At 60.1% G+C, this 18096-nt stretch carries 13 protein-coding genes and 1 tRNA gene; 11 read left to right on the forward strand and 3 right to left on the reverse strand.

Annotated features, from left to right (window positions below):
* Window positions 1-65: 65 nt before the first annotated feature.
* Both purE and ISP18_RS05165 read left to right on the forward strand, forming a co-directional pair.
* Window positions 66-569 carry a 5-(carboxyamino)imidazole ribonucleotide mutase gene (purE, locus tag ISP18_RS05160; protein ID WP_380007578.1) on the forward strand — a complete coding sequence of 168 codons (504 nt, stop codon included), beginning with the start codon at window positions 66-68 and terminating at the stop codon, window positions 567-569.
* A complete protein-coding gene (locus tag ISP18_RS05165; protein ID WP_380007581.1) occupies window positions 566-1720 on the forward strand; it encodes a 5-(carboxyamino)imidazole ribonucleotide synthase in 1155 nt (384 codons plus the stop codon). The genes purE and ISP18_RS05165 overlap by 4 nt, the downstream gene beginning before the upstream one ends.
* 85 nt (window positions 1721-1805) lie before the next feature.
* Here ISP18_RS05165 and ISP18_RS05170 read toward each other — a convergent pair whose 3' ends face one another.
* Window positions 1806-2387, reverse strand: coding sequence for a superoxide dismutase (locus ISP18_RS05170; protein WP_380007584.1), 582 nt, complete (start codon window positions 2385-2387; stop codon window positions 1806-1808).
* Window positions 2388-2495: 108 nt separating this feature from the next.
* Between ISP18_RS05170 and grxD the strand changes: the two genes are divergently transcribed.
* The 7 genes from grxD (at window position 2496) to ISP18_RS05205 (ending at window position 10975) form a co-directional block, all read left to right on the forward strand.
* Entirely contained in the window at window positions 2496-2822 is a 327-nt protein-coding gene (gene grxD / locus ISP18_RS05175; RefSeq protein ID WP_380007587.1) for a Grx4 family monothiol glutaredoxin, read from the forward strand.
* Entirely contained in the window at window positions 2819-3592 is a 774-nt protein-coding gene (locus ISP18_RS05180; RefSeq protein WP_380007590.1) for an SDR family NAD(P)-dependent oxidoreductase, read from the forward strand. The genes grxD and ISP18_RS05180 overlap by 4 nt, the downstream gene beginning before the upstream one ends.
* A gap of 50 nt (window positions 3593-3642) precedes the next feature.
* The gene (locus ISP18_RS05185) at window positions 3643-4239 is read left to right on the forward strand and encodes a YhgN family NAAT transporter (RefSeq protein ID WP_380010922.1); all 597 of its coding nucleotides are present in this window, start codon (window positions 3643-3645) and stop codon (window positions 4237-4239) included.
* Window positions 4240-4487: 248 nt separating this feature from the next.
* Window positions 4488-6200: a lysophospholipid acyltransferase family protein gene (locus tag ISP18_RS05190; protein WP_380007593.1), complete on the forward strand. Its 1713-nt coding sequence runs from the start codon at window positions 4488-4490 to the stop codon at window positions 6198-6200.
* 526 nt (window positions 6201-6726) lie between these two features.
* On the forward strand, window positions 6727-9174 hold the full coding sequence (locus tag ISP18_RS05195; RefSeq protein ID WP_380007596.1) for a TonB-dependent receptor: 2448 nt from the start codon (window positions 6727-6729) through the stop codon (window positions 9172-9174).
* A 250-nt stretch (window positions 9175-9424) separates the two neighbouring features.
* Window positions 9425-10825, forward strand: a complete 1401-nt coding sequence (gene ppnN, locus ISP18_RS05200; protein ID WP_380007599.1) for a nucleotide 5'-monophosphate nucleosidase PpnN — start codon at window positions 9425-9427, stop codon at window positions 10823-10825.
* Window positions 10826-10898: 73 nt separating this feature from the next.
* Window positions 10899-10975 (forward strand) — tRNA-Asn (locus ISP18_RS05205).
* A 137-nt stretch (window positions 10976-11112) separates the two neighbouring features.
* Here the strand turns inward: ISP18_RS05205 and ISP18_RS05210 are convergent.
* Together ISP18_RS05210 and ISP18_RS05215 are read right to left on the reverse strand one after the other, a co-directional pair.
* Window positions 11113-11535, reverse strand: coding sequence for a response regulator (locus ISP18_RS05210; RefSeq protein WP_380007602.1), 423 nt, complete (start codon window positions 11533-11535; stop codon window positions 11113-11115).
* A gap of 81 nt (window positions 11536-11616) precedes the next feature.
* Complete coding sequence (locus ISP18_RS05215) at window positions 11617-13752, reverse strand: ATP-binding protein (protein WP_404559250.1); 2136 nt, start codon at window positions 13750-13752, stop codon at window positions 11617-11619.
* A gap of 808 nt (window positions 13753-14560) precedes the next feature.
* Here ISP18_RS05215 and ISP18_RS05220 point away from each other — a divergent pair.
* Together ISP18_RS05220 and ISP18_RS05225 are read left to right on the forward strand one after the other, a co-directional pair.
* Window positions 14561-15238, forward strand: a complete 678-nt coding sequence (locus ISP18_RS05220; RefSeq protein ID WP_380007609.1) for a response regulator — start codon at window positions 14561-14563, stop codon at window positions 15236-15238.
* Window positions 15235-17610 (forward strand): ATP-binding protein, encoded by a 2376-nt coding sequence (locus tag ISP18_RS05225; protein ID WP_380007612.1) that lies wholly within the window; start codon window positions 15235-15237, stop codon window positions 17608-17610. The genes ISP18_RS05220 and ISP18_RS05225 overlap by 4 nt, the downstream gene beginning before the upstream one ends.
* Window positions 17611-18096 lie beyond the last annotated feature (486 nt).

The raw sequence follows: 18096 nt of genomic DNA on the forward strand, positions 1-18096 counted from the left end.
TTTTAAAAGGGTATCGTTGCAATGCGGCGAAGTCCTTACAATAGCCCCTTTTGGACGGCCGGACCATGACAGAGACAGCTTCAGCACCGCAGGTAGGCGTGGTGATGGGATCGCGTTCGGATTGGGAAACCATGACGCACGCGGCCGAGGTGCTGCAGGAGCTGGGCGTGCCACATGAGGTGCGCGTGGTATCCGCGCACCGTACGCCGGATCTGCTGTTCCAGTACGCCGAAGAAGCGGTGCAACGCGGCATTCAGGTGATCATCGCCGGGGCCGGCGGCGCCGCCCATCTGCCAGGCATGCTGGCCGCAAAGACCCGCCTGCCGGTGTTCGGCGTGCCAGTGCAATCCAAGGCGCTCAACGGGATGGACTCCCTGCTTTCTATCGCGCAGATGCCCGCTGGCATTCCGGTCGGCACGCTGGCGATCGGCCGGGCCGGGGCGGTCAACGCCGGTCTGCTCGCCGCATCTGTGCTGGCTTTGCACGATCCGGCCGTAGCCAAGGCGCTCGAAGCCTATCGCGCACGCCAAACCCGGACCGTGCTGGACAATCCGGACCCCCGCTCGTGAGCGTACGTCAGAAGCAATCTGTGCTCGGCATCCTGGGCGGCGGACAGCTTGCCCGCATGCTCGCTATCGCCGCAGCACCGTTGGGCGTAAGAACGCTGGTGGTGGACAGCGCCGGTGACGCTTGCGCTGGACAGGTTGCGCCGTTGTGCCAGGCTGACTGGACCGATTTCGTCGCGCTAGAGAAATTCGCGGCCGAGGTCGACGTGGTCACCTTCGATTTTGAGAACGTACCGGCGGACACCGCGCACTGGCTGGCCGAGCGCGTGGCGGTGTTTCCCAATCCGCGTGCATTGGCGGTGGCGCAGGACCGGCTTGCAGAGAAAAACCTGTTTCGCGAGTGCGGCTTGCAGACGCCCGCGTTTGAGGCCGTCGATACGCGTGAGGATCTGAGTCGCGCATTGGCCAAGATCGGCGCGCCATCCATCCTGAAGACACGTCGCCTCGGCTACGACGGCAAGGGGCAGTTTCGTATCAAGCAGCTTGCGGATGCGGATGCTGCATGGGAAGCGCTAGGCGCCAATGCGCATGGCCTTATCCTTGAAGCCTTCGTACCCTTCGAGCGCGAGCTTTCCGTGCTGGCGGTACGCACGCGTGCTGGCGATTTTCGCGTATGGCCGCTTACCCAGAACTGGCATACCGATGGCGTGCTGAGTTTGAGTCTCGCACCTGCGCCGAATGTCGGTGAACTGCAATCGCACGCCGAAGCTTTGGCGCGCACGCTGGCGGAACATCTGGACTATGTCGGCGTCTTCGCGCTGGAGCTGTTCGTAAAAGACGGCCAGTTGCTGGGCAACGAAATGGCGCCACGCGTACACAACTCAGGTCACTGGACCATCGAAGGCGCCATCACCAGCCAATTCGAAAACCACGTGCGCGCCGTGCTTGGCCTGCCGCTGGGCGATACGTCGGCGCGTGGTTTTTCCACGATGTTCAACTGGATTGGTGAACTGCCGGACGCCGCACCGGTGCTCAATACCGTTGATGGACATTGGCACGATTACGGCAAGCAATCGCGTCCGGGGCGCAAAGTGGGGCACGCCACGGTGTGTGCGCAGGATACGAAGACGTTGGCGGCGCGAGTGGGTGAGATTGCGCGAGGGTTGCAGCGTGAGGAACAGGCGGCGCCAGGTATACGCGCGCTATCCAGCTAGTTCGTAGGTTTCGATGTAGTTCAAGGCGAGGTTCGCCCTTCACCCCAACCCTCCCCCCAAAGGGGAGAGGGAGTAGAGCGGAAGATCAGGCGAGATTCTTCGCCGCGAAATCCCAATTCACCAGATCCCAGAACTTGTCCACATAGCTCGGGCGCGCATTGCGGTAGTCGATGTAATACGCGTGCTCCCATACGTCGATGGTGAACAGCGGCTTGTCGCTGCCGGTGATCGGCGTGGCGGCATTGGAGGTGTTGACGATACCCACCGAGCCATCTGGACGCTGCACCAGCCAGGTCCAACCCGAACCGAAGTTGCCGACGGCGGACTTCTTGAATTCCTCTTTGAACTTGTCGAACGAGCCGAACGCCTTGTTGATCGCATCGGCCAGCTTGCCGGCGGGAGCGTTGTCGCTCTTCGGCGAGCGCATGGAGTGCCAGTAGAAGGTGTGGTTCCAGATCTGCGCTGCGTTGTTGAACACGCCGCCGGACGACTTCTTGATGATGTCTTCCAGTGCGGCGCTCTCGAACTCGGTGCCCTTGATCAGATTGTTGAGGTTGGTCACATAGGCCTGATGGTGCTTGCCATAGTGAAACTCCAACGTCTCGGCCGAGATGTTCGGCTCCAGCGCATTCTTTTCGTAGGGCAACGGGGGAAGTTCGATCGCCATGGGTAACTCCTGGGCGTTGGCTGAGGATAACGGGTGGCCACCCGGCCGAGCGCCGGGACGGCTGGTACACTACTAAGCTGGCTGCATTGTAGTGATGAATCTCAAGTTATGGACGTCAACGAGCGAATCAAGGCGGTGCTAGCCGAGCACCCCATCGTGCTTTTCATGAAAGGCACGCCGCAATTCCCCATGTGCGGCTTCTCCGCCCGTGCGGCACAGGCGCTGAGCGAAGCCGGTGCTGCGTTCCATGCGGTGAACGTGCTGGCCGATCCGGAAATCCGCGCCGCCTTGCCGCACTACGCCAACTGGCCGACCTTCCCGCAGCTTTTCATCCAGGGCGAACTGATTGGCGGCTGCGACATCGTGGAAGATCTGAAAGCCTCCGGCGAATTGGCGCGCATGGCCAGCGACGTGGCAGGGGAACACCACGCATGAGCTTGAGCCTGCCGCTGCACCGTCTGCCCGACGCCTGGACGCCGGCTGCCGACGAACTGGCCGGCCGCGTAGTGCTGGTCACCGGCGCCTACGGCGGATTGGGCAGCTCGGTGGCGCGCGCGGTAGCACGCGCTGGCGCCACGGTGGTGATCACCGGCAAACGCAAGCGTCAGCTGGAACAGCTTTACGATGCGATGGTGCGCGACGGTTTGCCCGAGCCGATCATCCATCCGCTCGACATGGAAACTGCTACGCCGCGCGAGTACGAGACACTGGCCGAAGGTTTGCAGCGCGATCTCGGACGGCTCGACGGCATCGTGCATACCGCGACGAGTTTCGCCGGCCTGATGCCCATGTCGACGCACAAGCCAGATGCCTGGTTGCGCAGCTTGCACGTCAATGTGTCCGCGCCGTTCGCGCTGACTCAGGCCTGCCTGCCATTGCTTACCGCCGCGCCCGACAGTGCGGCGGTGTTCGTGCTGGACAATCCCGACCTGGTGCGTCGTGCGCATTGGGGTGCATACGGCGTATCGAAGGCGGCGCTGGAACGCTTCGTCACCATCCTGCATGAGGAACACGACGAAGACGCGTTCCGCGTGCATGCATTGCTGCCCGCGCCGATGCGCACCACCTTGCGCCGCACAGCCTATTTCGGCGAAGACACCCTGCAGCATCCGTTGCCCGATAGCACGGCCGAAGCGGTGGTCTATCTGTTGAGCAAGAAAGCCGCCATCGCACGCGGCGGCGTGCTCGACCTGCGCGTGGCATGATCGCGCAGCATTTTGCGCGCTAACCAAAAGGGGATCTGATGGAAACGCAGATGACCACCATGTCGGCGGCGATCCTGCTGTTTCTGATCATGGATCCGCTCGGCAATATTCCGATCTTCCTCAGCCTGCTGAAGGACGTGTCGCCCAAGCGCCGTCGCGTGGTGATGGCGCGCGAATTGCTGATCGCGCTGGCGGTATTGCTGGTGTTCCTGATGGGCGGTCAGTTGATTCTCCATCTGCTGCAACTGCGGCAGGAATCGATCAGCATCGCCGGTGGCATCGTGTTGTTCCTGATCGGTATCCGCATGGTTTTTCCACCGGCCGAAGGCGGCATTTTCGGGCAAGCCGGTGAAGGCGAGCCGTTTATCGTGCCGTTGGCCATTCCCGGCGTGGCTGGCCCTTCGGCGATGGCGGCCTTACTGCTGCTCACCAACACGCAACCGGGCCGCACCGCGGACTGGGCCATTGCCTTGCTATGCGCGTGGCTGGCGACGGCGATCATCCTGCTCAGTTCCACCTACCTGTTCCGCTGGCTGGGCGAAGGCGTACTTACCGCCTTGGAGCGTGTGATGGGCATGCTGTTGATCGCCTTGTCGGTGCAGATGTTCCTGGGCGGCATCGCGGCGTATCTGCATCTGGCTGTTTGATGCCCACGCCGCGCGCTGAAACCCGCCATGCCAGCCTGTGCCGGCATGACGATCAGGCCAGGACAACGTTCGTTGCAGTGAGCAGAATCAATACGATAGGTCGCAAGACACGATTGGTTTGAACGAGCTTTTAAGAAACCGTCCCGGACCCTTCGTGTATTCTTGCGTTCCGTACGAGTTTGACCCAGCGATTTCTCGCAGTTGTCACACTTGATCGGCAACATGGATTAAAACCAAGGGAGGCGGTCATGCTTCACGTCGAACAGGCCCTTACCGAACGTCTGCCGTGGCTCGCGCAGCATCCGATGATTCGTAAACCCGTTGTTGGCATGTTGGGGCGGCTGGCTGACGAGGCAGGTTTCAATCGGGTACTTGATCGGCTTGCCGATACCAAGGGGTTCGATTTCGCCGAACAGGTCCTGGATCTGTTGGGTTGCAGCTATCACGTCGTACAGCGCGAGCGGGAACATATTCCCGTCGAAGGTGGCGTGTTAGTCATCGCCAATCATCCGCTAGGTATGCTTGATGCAATGGCCTTACTGGACCTGGTTGGTTCGGTACGCAAGGACGTACGTATTCTCGGCAATGACTGGCTGGCTGCCGTACCGCAACTCGGTCCTTTGTTGCTGTCGGTCGACGTATTCGGCGGCGGCGCGGCTTCGCGTATGCGCAACATTTATCGTGCGCTGGACCGTGGCGAGGCTCTGATTATTTTTCCGGCTGGCGAAGTGTCTCGCATGGGACCGGCGGGCGTGCGCGATGGGCGCTGGGCGGATGGTTTCGCGCGATTGGCCATGCGCAGCAAGACGCCGGTGCTGCCCATCCACGTTGCCGCGCGCAATTCGGCCATGTTCTATGGCCTGTCGATGTTGGCCAAACCGCTGAGCACCGCCATGCTGCCGCGCGAAGCGGTCGCTACGCATGTCAGCCGCATCGGGTTCAGCGTGGGCGCGCTGGTCAGCGCGGAAGAGTTGGCCAAGCGCAGTGAAGACGACTCGCAGCGCGCGGCCGACCTGATGCGTCGGCATGTGTACCGCATCGGCCGTCGTCGCGGCTTGATCTTCGGCGGACAGGTGCCGCTGGCGCATCCCGAACCCGTCGACCGCGTAGCGTTGGAATTGGCGCAGAGCGAGAAGCTCATCGATCTCGCCGATGGCAAGCAGCTGATCGTGTTGCGCGGACAAACCGACGGCGCTGCGCTGCGCGAGATCGGCCGCCTGCGCGAACTCACTTTCCGCAAGGTGGGCGAGGGCACCAATACACGGCGCGATCTGGATGCCTACGACGCCCACTACGAACACCTCGTGCTGTGGGATCCGAAAGCGCTGCGTATCGTCGGCTCGTATCGTCTCGGCTACGGCGGACGCCTGATCGCTGAGCGCGGCATGAGCGGCCTGTATACCGCCAGCTTGTTTAATTATTCGCCGGCGCTGGAATCGCGACTGGCGCAAGGATTGGAGCTGGGACGCAGCTTCATTGCTCCGGCCTACTGGCGCTCACGCGCGCTGGATCAGCTCTGGCAGGGCATTGGCCTGTACATGCAGCGCCATCCTGACCTGCGCTACCTGTTCGGCCCAGTCAGCATGTCGGTGAATCTGCCGCGCCAGGCGCGCGAGTGGATCGCTGCCGCGCATCAGCATTACTTCGGCGTGTCGGGCCTGGCCTCTGCGCGACAGCCGTTCAAGGTTTCTGCAGACGTGCTCGAAGGCGTGCGTCGCGAACTGGAAGGTCTGGATTCGGTCAGCGGCCTGGGCAAGCTGCGCAATCATCTGGATGCGCTGGGTGTGAGCCTGCCGGTGCTCTATCGCCAATACGTGGACCTGGTCGAACCCGATGGCGTGCAGTTCCTCGACTTCGGCGAGGACCCGGGTTTCTCCGGCTGCGTCGATGGCCTGGTTATGCTCGATCTGGCACGCCTCAAGCCGGCCAAGCGGGCGCGTTATCTGGGCAAGGGCGCCTGAGCTCTATCCCCTCTTCCTTCCGGAAGAGGGTTGCCAGCGTCGCTATTACCTCGCCATTGCAAGCACCATGTTGATCGGTGCTGAGCGCGAATTTGTCTCATATCTCACCCTCCTCCGGAGAGCGCCCTTGATCTCCACAAATGAGATATTTTTGTAAAATTTGTGTAAGGGAAACGTGAGATCGTGCTAAGGTATCGCTAAGGATACGTGACCGTCTTCTCCTCGCCTGGGCATAAGCAAATGGCTTGGAGAAGCATGCGAATCAGCTTGCACGTGTTTCGTCCAGGGTTGTGTCAAAGGGTCGGAGCTCTTCCGCTTCGTCCCACTGGAAAAAGCAAAACCTAGGGATTCCTGAGAAGGCCACTCGGCTCATGCAGCAGATGAGCCCGAGCTTTTTTGTGTCGAGGAATCGCGAACGGCCAGGATGGCCGGCTGAGATCGCGTTGTCGCCAGCAATGGTCGAGCAGTCATTACGAGCGGTGCCAAAAAAATCTCGAAATCAAATAACTGGACTACGGGACTCTTCATGAAACGAACGCATCTTTCCGCAGCCATTGCTATGGCTTTCTATTTTTCCGCGGGCGTTGTTGCGGCACAGACCGCCAGCAACGACCAGGCTCAGGCAAGCCAGGACAATTCGGCGGCCCAGCAACGCGTCAACGCATCCAGCACGTCCAACACCACCACGTCCAACGCCACCCAGCGCGACGTGAAGCAGATGTCGCAAGTGACGGTGCAGGGCCAGTCGCTGTCGCTCGGCGGCGGATTGATGTCGGTGCAGATCGCGCCGAAGGCGGTGTCGACGATCACTCGCGATGCGATCGAGAAGGCTAGCCCTGGCAGTAACTTCACACAGATGATCCGTACCATTCCGGGCGTGAACGCGGCCACCGATGACGTCACGGGCCTGGCGAACGGCCACTACAGCCTGCGTGGCTACGACTCGTCCGACATCGGCATGACCGTGAACGGTGCGCCGATCACCGACACCGGCAGCTACTCCGTGTACGCCACCGAATACGGCGACTCGGAAAACATGGGCGACATCACCGTGCTGCAGGGTATTCCCGATGTGGACATGCCCGATTCCGGCGCCAGCGGCGGTCACATCGGCTGGGCCACCATCGATCCGCCGCATAACGGCGGCGTCGATTTCACCCAGACCTTCGGCGGCAACGACTATCGCCGCACCTTCTTCCGCCTGAACACGGGCGATCTCGGTCCGGTACGTTCCTGGTTGTCGTACTCCGACAACACCGCCGACAAGTGGCGCGGCCAAGGCACCATGGATGTGACCAAGGTCGATGGCAAGTCGGTGTGGACGATCGACAGCGACAACTCGATCAGTGCTTCGCTGCAGTACAACCGCGAAAGCAACATCAACTACGAAAGTGTCAGTAAGCAGCAGGTGGCACAGAACGGTTACTACACCGATTACAACACCACGTGGATTCCGCTGGCGGGTCTTACCGGCACCGCGCTGAAGAACGCGCTCAGCAACGACACGTACTACTACGGCCTGCGCACCAACCCGTTCCGCAGCTACCTCTTCAGCCTGGATGGCGAGTTCAAGCTGGCTGACAGCCTGCACCTGTCGGTGATTCCGTACTTCTGGTACGGCAACGGTGGCGGTGGTTCGGCGGCGACGGTGACCGAAAGCACGGCAACGACCAACCGCTTCGGCTATTCCAACATGGACGTCAACAACAGCGGCTCGGTCGTCACCGGCCAGCAGGGTATCGTGTATTCGTACTCCGCCGCGCTCACCTATCGCCCGGGCGTGCTGGTGAAGTTCAATCAGGATTTCGGCCTGGACAACAGCCTGGAATACGGCTTCTGGTACGAAGATTCACGCAAGACGCAGGACAATAGCTACTTCCAGGCGAACGCCAACGGTCAGCCGTCCAGTTTGTGGGGTAACTCGAACTACATCACATACCCGAACGGTATGCCGATGACGTACTACCACGAGTACACCAACACCGAGATCGAGAAGGGCTTCGTCACCGACAACTGGACGCCGACCGATCAGTGGACCTTCACCGCCGGTACTGCATTCCTGCGTGCCAACCGCAGCGGCTGGGGCTACGACTATCCGGGTTCGTACACCGGTTCGGTTAGCAAGCAGCAGATCTACACGTCCGTCAACAGATCCTGGAACAAGCTGTTGCCGACTGCAGGCATCAAGTTCCAGCTTGACGAGAAGAACCAGTTCTACATCGGCAGCGGCAAGACTTTCCGCGTGCCGACCAACACGGTTGTGCTGCTCAACTCGTTCGCGGGTAACGATCTGCAGAAGCCGGAGACCTCTTGGAACACCGACCTGGGCTGGCGTTACTACGGTGATGCGATCTCGGCCAATGCTGACGTGTACAACAGCAACTACAACAACAAGCAGGAAAGCGCGTACGACAACGCCAACGGCCAGACGTATTACACCGCGATCCACCGCATGCACATGCGCGGCTTCAATGGCGAGGTGAGCTACAAGTTCGCGCCGGCCTGGACGGTCTACACCTCCTACACCTATACCAAGGCGGAGATCGTGGGCAGCATCGACGGTGGCGGCGATGGCAGCTATCCGACCAACGGCAAGATCATGCCGGATACGGCCAAGAACATCGGCAACGTCGCGCTCAGCTACGACGACACGCGTCTGTGGGCGGAACTCAATGGCCGCGTCACCAGCCAGCTGTACGGTGACTACATGAACACCGAGCACGTCGGCGGTTTCACCACGTTCGACTTCAGCGCAGGCTATCGCTTCGGCGATTTCGACTGGCTGAAGAAGACCTACATCAAGGTGAACGTGACCAACCTCACCGACAAGCGCGCGTTCTCGTACGTTAGCTCCGCGCAGTTCCTCGCGGCGGCATCGGCGAAGCTGTTCCCGTCGCTGTACTCCAGCGCGCCGACCTATGGCCTGCTGCAGCCGCGTACGTACATGGTGACCGTCGGCGCTTCGTTCTTCTGATAATCAGTCATCCGTCCGACTCCCTCTCCCCCTTTTTGATCAATAACGGGGGAGAGGGTTGGGGTAAGGGGCAACCTCGCGGTTGAATTCAAATCCCGGAATATCAAAACGCCCTGCATGCAGGGCGTTTTTTGTGGGCGGGCGACATACGGCGTTGACCGCGCCGCACCAGAAGCGAGATGCTAGGCGGCCGCTCACGCACATTGCAGGCGCGTATGGCGGAACGAAATTCCAGGAGACGACGGACAACATGAACGACACGCAGATCGACAAATCCGGCAAGCCCGCGACGGCAAGCGCCCGCATTTCGCCGGCCGGCGGCCTGGATATCCTTTCTCGCAACGAAGTAGTGCGCCTGCGCGATGCCAGTGGCTCCGGCCTGCATGGCCTACTGCGTCGCTGCGCGCTCGCGGTGCTTACCTCGGGGGACGTCGGTGACGACCCGCGCGGCATGTTCGAGCAGTATCCGAACTTCGACATCCAGGTGCTGCAGCAGGATCGTGGCATCAAGATCGAGCTTTCCAACGCGCCGGCCAAGGCGTTCGTCGATGGACATATCATCCGCGGCATCAACGAACTGCTGGTAGCGGTGGTGCGCGACATCGTCTACGTATCCACGCAGTTGGAGCAAGGCGGTTTCGATCTGCACGACACGGTGGGTATTACGCACGCGGTGTTCGAGATCTTGCGCAACGCGCGCATTCTCAAGCCGCAGATCGATCCCAATCTCGTTGTGTGCTGGGGCGGCCATTCGATCTCGCGCGACGAATACGAATACACCAAATCGGTCGGCTATCAGCTTGGCCTGCGCGGCCTGGACATCTGCACCGGCTGCGGTCCTGGGGCGATGAAAGGCCCGATGAAAGGCGCAACGATTGCACACGCCAAGCAGCGCCGCCGCAGGAACCGCTACATCGGCGTGACTGAGCCGGGCATCATCGCGGCCGAGTCGCCCAATCCGATCGTGAATCAGCTGGTGATCATGCCGGACATCGAAAAGCGTCTCGAAGCGTTCGTGCGCATGGGACACGGCATTGTGGTGTTCCCCGGCGGCGTCGGCACGGCGGAGGAAATTCTCTATTTGCTCGGCATCCTCCTGCATCCGGACAACGCCGGTATTCCGTTCCCGCTGATCTTCACGGGGCCGAAGCAGTCGGCCGCCTATTTCGAGCAGATCGATACTTTCCTGCGCCTCGCGCTGGGTGACGAGGTGGCGCAGCACTACAAGATCATCGTGGATGATCCGATCGCGGTGGCGCATGCGGCGGTACGTGGCGTGGACAAGGTGCGCAACTATCGTCTGGACAACAAGGACGCCTTCTTCTTCAACTGGTCGCTGAGCATCCCACTGGCGTTCCAACAGCCCTTCATCCCCACGCACGCGGCAATGCGTGCGCTTGCCATCCATCGCGACAGGCCGCGCCACGAACTGGCCGCCGACTTGCGCCGTGCCTTTTCGGGCATCGTCGCCGGCAATGTGAAGGACGAGGGTGTGCGCGCCATCGAGCAGCATGGTCCGTTTGAGATCGACGGTGAGCCGGAGATCATGCGTGCGTTGGATCGACTGCTGCAGGCCTTCGTCCAACAGCACCGCATGAAGCTCCCCGGCGGCAGCGCCTACGTACCCTGCTACCGCGTGCTCACGAGCTGAAGGTGAGTGGAAATCCGACGCCCGCCATGGCTTGACAGCCTCGGCCCGGATTCCCCAAACTATGCAGCTCCCCGCCCGAATAGCTCAGCCGGTTAGAGCACTTGACTGTTAATCAGGGGGTCGTTGGTTCGAGTCCAACTTCGGGCGCCATCTACTTTTCCATGAAGTTCCATCCGGCTTCATGGAAAACGTCTAACCCCGCGACCAAGCGGGGTTTTTTGTGCCCGTTGCTTGTGGCCAACTCTGTATACGCGACACTCGCGAGCTCCGGGGTTTTCCCGTCGGGCTCACGGATGGATCAGGCTGGGGTCAACATAGCGTTGCCCGCCATGGATCATGCGGATGGCATCCATCAGCTCGGGTAAGGGGAGCCGCTTGTGTGCGATGCCTGACGCGCCCGCTTCGAAGCAGGCGAACATGCGCGTTTCATCGATGCTGGCGGTTAGGACGATGATGCTGAGTGTGGGATGCTGCTGCTTCAACGTGAGAATGAGCTCGGGGCCGCTGATGTCGCCTGGCGCGAGTGCGTAGTCCAGGATGAGCACGTCGGTACGAGTAGGCCCGAGATCCCGTAGCGTCTCGGCGCCTGATGCGTAGCTTCCGGCAAGCAGAAGGTCCGGCTGCTGTTCGATGAAGCGAGCCAGGCCCAGCCGAACCAAGGTGTGATCATCCAACAGAGACACCCGAATGGTTTGCGCGGCGGTGGCCATGATCGGTTGCTCCTTGGTCGAAGCGTGCGGGCGTCGCGTGATCATTCTACGCAGGTCATGCCGGCACTGTCTGTCGGCGCTTCAGGCGCAATTGTCTTGCTGCCGATTGCCGTCTGTTTGAGATGGTGGGACAGGCGGCAGCTCGATATCGCACCACAAGGCGAGCTCGGAGCGAAGCAGCGCCAGTTGCAGTGGCTTCCTCAGTACACCGTCCATACCGCACTCGATGCATCGCATGCGATGGCTGGCGTCGGTGGACGCAGAAAGCGCCAGGATCGGCGTGCGGCGAGGCGTCGAGCTCTCGCGTTCGCGGATCATGCGCGTCAGCGTATAGCCGTCCATATCCGGAAGATCACAGTCCATCAGGATCATGTCGAACAATTCGGCATGTTGCATCCGCAGTGCGGAGGCGCCATCCATACAGGACGTGACATGACAGCCAATGGCTTGTAGCTGTTGTTCGATCACGAATCGATTGGCAGGATGATCCTCCACCAGCAGGATCGATGCCTGTTTCGGCGATGAGGAGCGTTTACGGCGAGGCAGTTCGGCAACAGTGGCGGGGCGAGCCGGCTCGGCCGACTTGGATTGTTCGGCCGTTCCGAGCGTGACCGGAATATTGAACGACACCGTAGTACCGACGTTCACCTCGCTATCCAGTTCGATGACGCCCCCCATCAATTCGATCAGCTGACGACAGATATTGAGGCCGAGGCCGGTGCCGCCGTAGCGACGGGCGATCGTGTTATCGGCCTGCGCGTAAGCACGGAACAGACGCTTGCGACGCTCGGCGGAAATGCCGATGCCCGTATCCCGCACCTCTATCGACAATTGCGCCGGCAAGTCCATGCCTTCGCTTTGATGCAATGTCATTTCCAGCACCACACTGCCGCGCTCTGTGAATTTCACGGCATTCGACAGCAGGTTGATCAACACCTGGCGCAATCGTGTGGGGTCGGAGACAACAACAGCCCTTGCGGGAATATGCGGTCGAAACACCAGCTTCAGGTGTTTGGCCTGTGCTTTGTGGCGAACGATCTCGATCACGTCGTGACCAAGCTTTTCAAGCTCGAACGGCAGCCATTCCAGCTTCATGCCGTTGACCTCGAGCTTGGATAAATCGAGTACGTTATCGAGCAGGTGATGCAGCGCATCGGCCGCCGTGGTGGCGTTGTCGACGATCTGCTGCTGCTTGCCGTCGAGCGAGGTCTGCCGTAGCAGGTCCACAGACGAAAGCACGGCGCCGAGCGGCAGGCGGATCTCATGACTCATCACGGCAAGGAAAGCAGCCTTGTCGCGTTCACTGCGGATGGCGCGCTGCCGATCCCGGCGCGCGATCAGAAGTAGGGCGATGATCACCGTTAGCAGCGTTCCAGCGGTCAGCATTTCCGGCACGTGGAAGCGAACCAGCACCCGCCACGATGGCGCACCGTAATCGGTATCGCCCATCCATTTCGCTAGCATATCGTCGGTCTGCTTGGCGGTGAGCGAGGTCATCGATTTGTTGATGATCGACATCAGTTCGGGCATGTCGCTGCGAACGCTCATGCGGATGCTGAGCAAGGCATCGTTGACCGTGCCAGAAATGTGCAGGGTATTGAGGTACTTGCGCCGCCACACCGGCATCAATGCCGCGTCGATGCCGATCGCCGCGTCCGCCTTGCCTTGCGCGACGGCTTTGAGCACTTCTTCGGCGTTGGCGCGTGGCACAAGAACGATATCCGGAAAGCGCTCGCTCAAAAGCTGGCATAGAAAGCCCTGCCCACGTACCGCTACGCGCATGCCCCGCAGCTTTTCCAGCGCGAAGACCGGCGGCGAGGAGTCTCGCGTGATGATCACCGCGGTGCCCACGAAATAGGGATCGCTGAGCAGGGCGTGTGGATGGGCGGAGGTCTTTGTGAAGTTTTCCGAAGCGACCGCGGGAAGCAGGTCGACTTCGCCGCGATCCAGCGCCCGCTCGGCCTGGTGCTTCTGCGTCGGGTCTGCCTCTAGCACGGGTTGGAAGGTGAGTCCACTGGTACGGGAGATTGCCGCCAAGTATTCGAGCGCCACGCCGGAAACTTTGCCGTTGTCGATGTACTCGAAGGGATGCCAGTCCGGATACCCCGCATACCACGCTTGTTCCTCGGGCGTGAACAGCTCCCGCGTCTGCGCCCAACCGATAGCCGGCACCAGTACGCATAACATGATGAGCCGGTATGCAAGTCGCAGTATCATCGTCGTCCACCGGATGGCATGGGATGCCGGCTGCAGCCTGTCGAAGGCGCAACGGCGTTACCGTTGATGGGCACCCGCAAGGGCGCCCCGTTCATCCATGCCGTCTCTGTTTGCCTGGTGGTTCGGTTTGGAAACCCTGTATCCGCTGCAGGGAGGTGCGTGCGGGGCGCATGGCTGGGTGCCTTCCCGCAAGGCTTGGGAGGCTTCGCCCAATAGGGTGGTGTCGGCAGGCGCTCGCGGTGGCAAGCCTAGATTCACGGTTGGATGACCTGAAAAGAAGTATCGGATCAAACCGACCGGCGGTATTTAAAAAGTATCCGAAATCCAAGTGCTCATTCGATCGCCGTGGCATAACTACACAACACCGGGATGCCTGGTGGTCAGAGTAAGATTTATTGCGGGTTGGCAGGCTGGTGCGCGACCAACGGCGTTGAGCTGCTATCCCGAGGCGTGCCGGGTGGCTTGCCCATCGGCTGGGCACTCCTCGCTGTGGTACTAGTCAGGTATAGGTTCCCAATGGCATCGGATAATGGCTCACAGTGCTGTAAAAGTCCCTCGGCCTTTGGCCAGATTGGGTGCGTCTGTTGTGTTCCGATGTGACTAAGGAAGGTTGCGTGGGTGGTAGTTGGCTGAATAGCTGTAACCGCCTCGCTTCCAGTACGAAGTGATTCAGGAAATTGGCGGTTGTTGTCGCCAGACGAAGAAGGAGATATTCGTCCAACCGCATCAAACATGGACTTTCTTCACTACGGTCCGTGCGCAGCATCCTCCAGCGCGTGATCCGTATCTTAGTCAAAAGGATAGTTTCATGTCGGCCTATACAGTGACGTCTTCCTTACGCGTGATGTTGCTAGACGACCATGAGGTGATGCGTCGTGGGCTTGAGCTTTTGCTCAAGCAGGAACATCTCATCGATGTGATCGGCAGCTTTACCACCAGCCGCGAATTGTTCGCCGCGCTGCGCGACAAAACAGCCGATGTGCTGATCGTCGATTATTCGCTTGGACCTACAGAGGTCGACGGCCTCAACCTGATCCGTGCATTGAAGGTACGCTTCCCCAACGAGAAAGTGCTGGTAATGTCCGCGCACAATAATGCGGCGACTATCGCGCTGGCGATGAAGGCTGGCGCACGTGGCTTCATCGGAAAAGGACAGGACCAGAAGGAATTGATAACGGCCATTCGTGCCGTCGCCGCGGGGCGCGTTTATCTTAGCAAAGAGATGTCCCGGGAAATTGCATCGCAGCCGACCGAGTTATCAGAACATACGGGTGAGTCGGCGCTGATCAATGATGTAAAGCTTTCGCCTCGTGAGCGTGAGGTGCTTCGCTGTTATCTGGACGGCATGTCCGTCACGGAAATCGCCGTGAAGTTCTCGCGCAGCATCACCACGATCAGCGCGCAGAAGACTGCGGCCTATCGCAAGCTCGGCATTCGTAACGACAGCGAGTTGTTCAAGATCCGGCATCAGCTGGAACGATCATGACCCGCTTTTTTTTGCGCATGCTCCCGATCCTGCTGGTGCTGGCAGGATGGGCGGGAACCCTGCATGCCGAGAAACCGGCTTTCACCGCGCAGGAACGACAGTGGATCAAGGATCACCCGGTGGTCCACTTTGCCGTGGGTACGCAGCTGAGACCTGTCAGCTACGTCGAAGATGGTGTCTATAAGGGAGTGACGGCTCAATATCTTGAAGCCATTGCTCGGAAATCCGGGTTGCGGTTTCAGCTTGTACCTACCGATGGCTGGAGCGGAGCGAAGCAGGCCATTCGGGAAGGCAGCGTGGACCTCCTACCCGTCGCGTTCTACACCAGGCTCGAGCAAGATGTGCAGGAACGCGTAGTCGTCACGGAACCTTATTTTTCGTCGCCAACCGCGATCGTGACGCGGGCCGACAATCCGAGCATTCTCGATCCGGGCGAACTCGAAGGCGAGCGCGTGGCGATCTACGGCGACGCCTCCAGCATACGCTTCTATACCAACCGGCTTCCGTCCATTAAGCCAGTACTGGTCGTCGGGCCCTCGCAAGGGCTGGCGGCGGTCGCGAGTGGAAAAGCGGATGCGGCACTGGGTAGCGCTGCCGTTCTGCAACCTTTACTGCGGCAAAACTACAGCCGCCGGCTCGGCATTGCCGGTGTGATCGACGACTTGCCGGTGAAACTGCAAATGGCGGTGCGCAAGGACGAGCCGCTGCTGTATTCCATCATCTCGAAGACCTTGAAAAACCTGTCGGCGGAAGAGACGGATGTCATGGATGACCGCGCACTGCAAGAGGCTGGCTACGGCGCGCCTACGCTGCGTTCTCTTATCATGCAATACCTGCCGGAGTTGGGGGCGGCATGTGTAGCGGGTTTGCTGCTGATCTGGTTCGCGTACCGGGCGCGGGTGGCGATGCGCCAAGCGGAGCAGAGCGAACTGGCCAAATCGCGCTTCCTGGCGGTAATGAGTCATGAAATCCGCACGCCGATGAACGCGATCCTTGCTTCGATCGAGATGCTGCAACGCTCGACCCTTGATCCGCATCAACACAAGCTCGCGCTCACCGCGTCGACTGCTTCGGAAGCCTTACTGGGCTTGTTGGACGATGTGCTCGATCTCTCCAAGCTCGATGCCCATCGGCTGGAACTGGAAACCATGCCGACCGACATCGAGCGGCTGGCGCAAAAAGTGGTGGATGTGGTGACGGTCAAAGCGCGTGACAAAGCGCTACCGGTTCACCTGTCGGCGGACAATCCTTCGCACGCTCACGCTGTAGTCGATCCGACACGTCTGCGTCAGATTCTGCTGAATCTGCTTGGCAATGCCGTGAAATTCACCCAGCAGGGTAGTATCACGCTGGATCTGCGTGTGGAAGGGGAGTCCGGCCAACAGGGCCATATCCATGCGCGCGTGATCGATACCGGCATCGGCATTCCATCGGATCAGCAAAGCCGGTTGTTCCAGGCTTATGTGCAGGCCGACAGCGCCACCACGCGCCAGTACGGCGGTACCGGTCTGGGTTTGACGATTTGCAAGGAATTGGTCGAGCTAATGGGGGGGCAGATCAGTCTTGAAAGCACACAGGACGTCGGCACCACGGTGAGCTTCAGCATTCCGGTGCGCCTGGTTGCCGCTTCGATGGAATCGGAGATGCCTTCGGTGAGCGAAAGCGAAATAGCATTCGGATCGGCTGGTCACGTGCTGGTGGTGGAGGATCATCCGCAGAATCGTTTCATCATGGCCGAGCAATTGCGTGCGCTCGGCGTCGAGACGATGCTGGTTCCGGATGGCCGCGCGGCGATCGAAACGATCGGGCAGCAACACATTGCATTGGTGTTGATGGATTGCCATATGCCTGAGATGGACGGCTACGAGACCACGCGACGCATTCGCCAACGCGAAACGCGGCTAAAGCTGCCGCGCGTGCCCGTCATCGCCATTTCCGCGGCGACCGATGCGGCTCATCTGAAACGCTGTATGGACAGCGGCATGGATAGCGTGCTGAAAAAGCCGCTGCGGCTGGACGAACTGCGCAGCATGCTCGGCTTGTGGCTGGATCGCCTTCCGCAGACTGAGCCCTCCATCGCGCGCGCGGTGGCCGATAACCCGGCGATCGACATGTTCGAGTTGTACAAGGCATCCATCGAAGAGGATGCGCAGGCACTGGAAGATGCACTTGCGCGTGAGGATCGCGATAACGCCATCCATTTCGCGCATCGCATCAAGGGTGCCGCGCTGATGATCAACGCCGATGGCATGGCGCAAGCGGCTGGCCACGTCGAGGAACTGGCCAAGGCCGCCAACGACACGATCGCGGTTGAAGCGTTACAAGAGTTGCAGAAGGAAATCGCCAAGTGGATCGCGGTGACGCGACATTGAGCGACCTTTGATCGATGAGGTGCCGCAGTCGGCATCATGACTATGATTGTGCTAAAGCGCGCTTATCTTTTCCGCTCAATCGCTTTCCATAAGCGAGAGCGATAGGTGAAATCACTTTTCAGCGATTTTTGGGATTAGTACGACTTCTTTCGCCGGCTCCGCTTTTTAGAGTTTGTCCCAAGGACCGCGTGGACAGCTTCCAGAATGAGGGCGCGGAAACCTCACTTGGTTTTTAGTGCTATTCCGATTTCCTTTGCCAGCCATGCTTCTTAAAGTTTGTTTAACGGAGCACGCGGTTCGCTTTGAGTAGCTGCAACGATATGGGCTACTCCGCAGTGATTAAGACGAACTCCATAGGTGAGACAACCTCGTGAAGGCAAAGTCCTTCCGAGCATTTCCTTATGGGCGAATTTCGGATTAGGCACGCTTTTACGCGTTTGCTCCTTCCTTCTTTGTTGCCGGTCTTGTGGCAGGTAACGAAGGCAA

Source organism: Dyella humi (assembly GCF_044904605.1).
GTDB lineage: Bacteria > Pseudomonadota > Gammaproteobacteria > Xanthomonadales > Rhodanobacteraceae > Dyella_B > Dyella_B humi.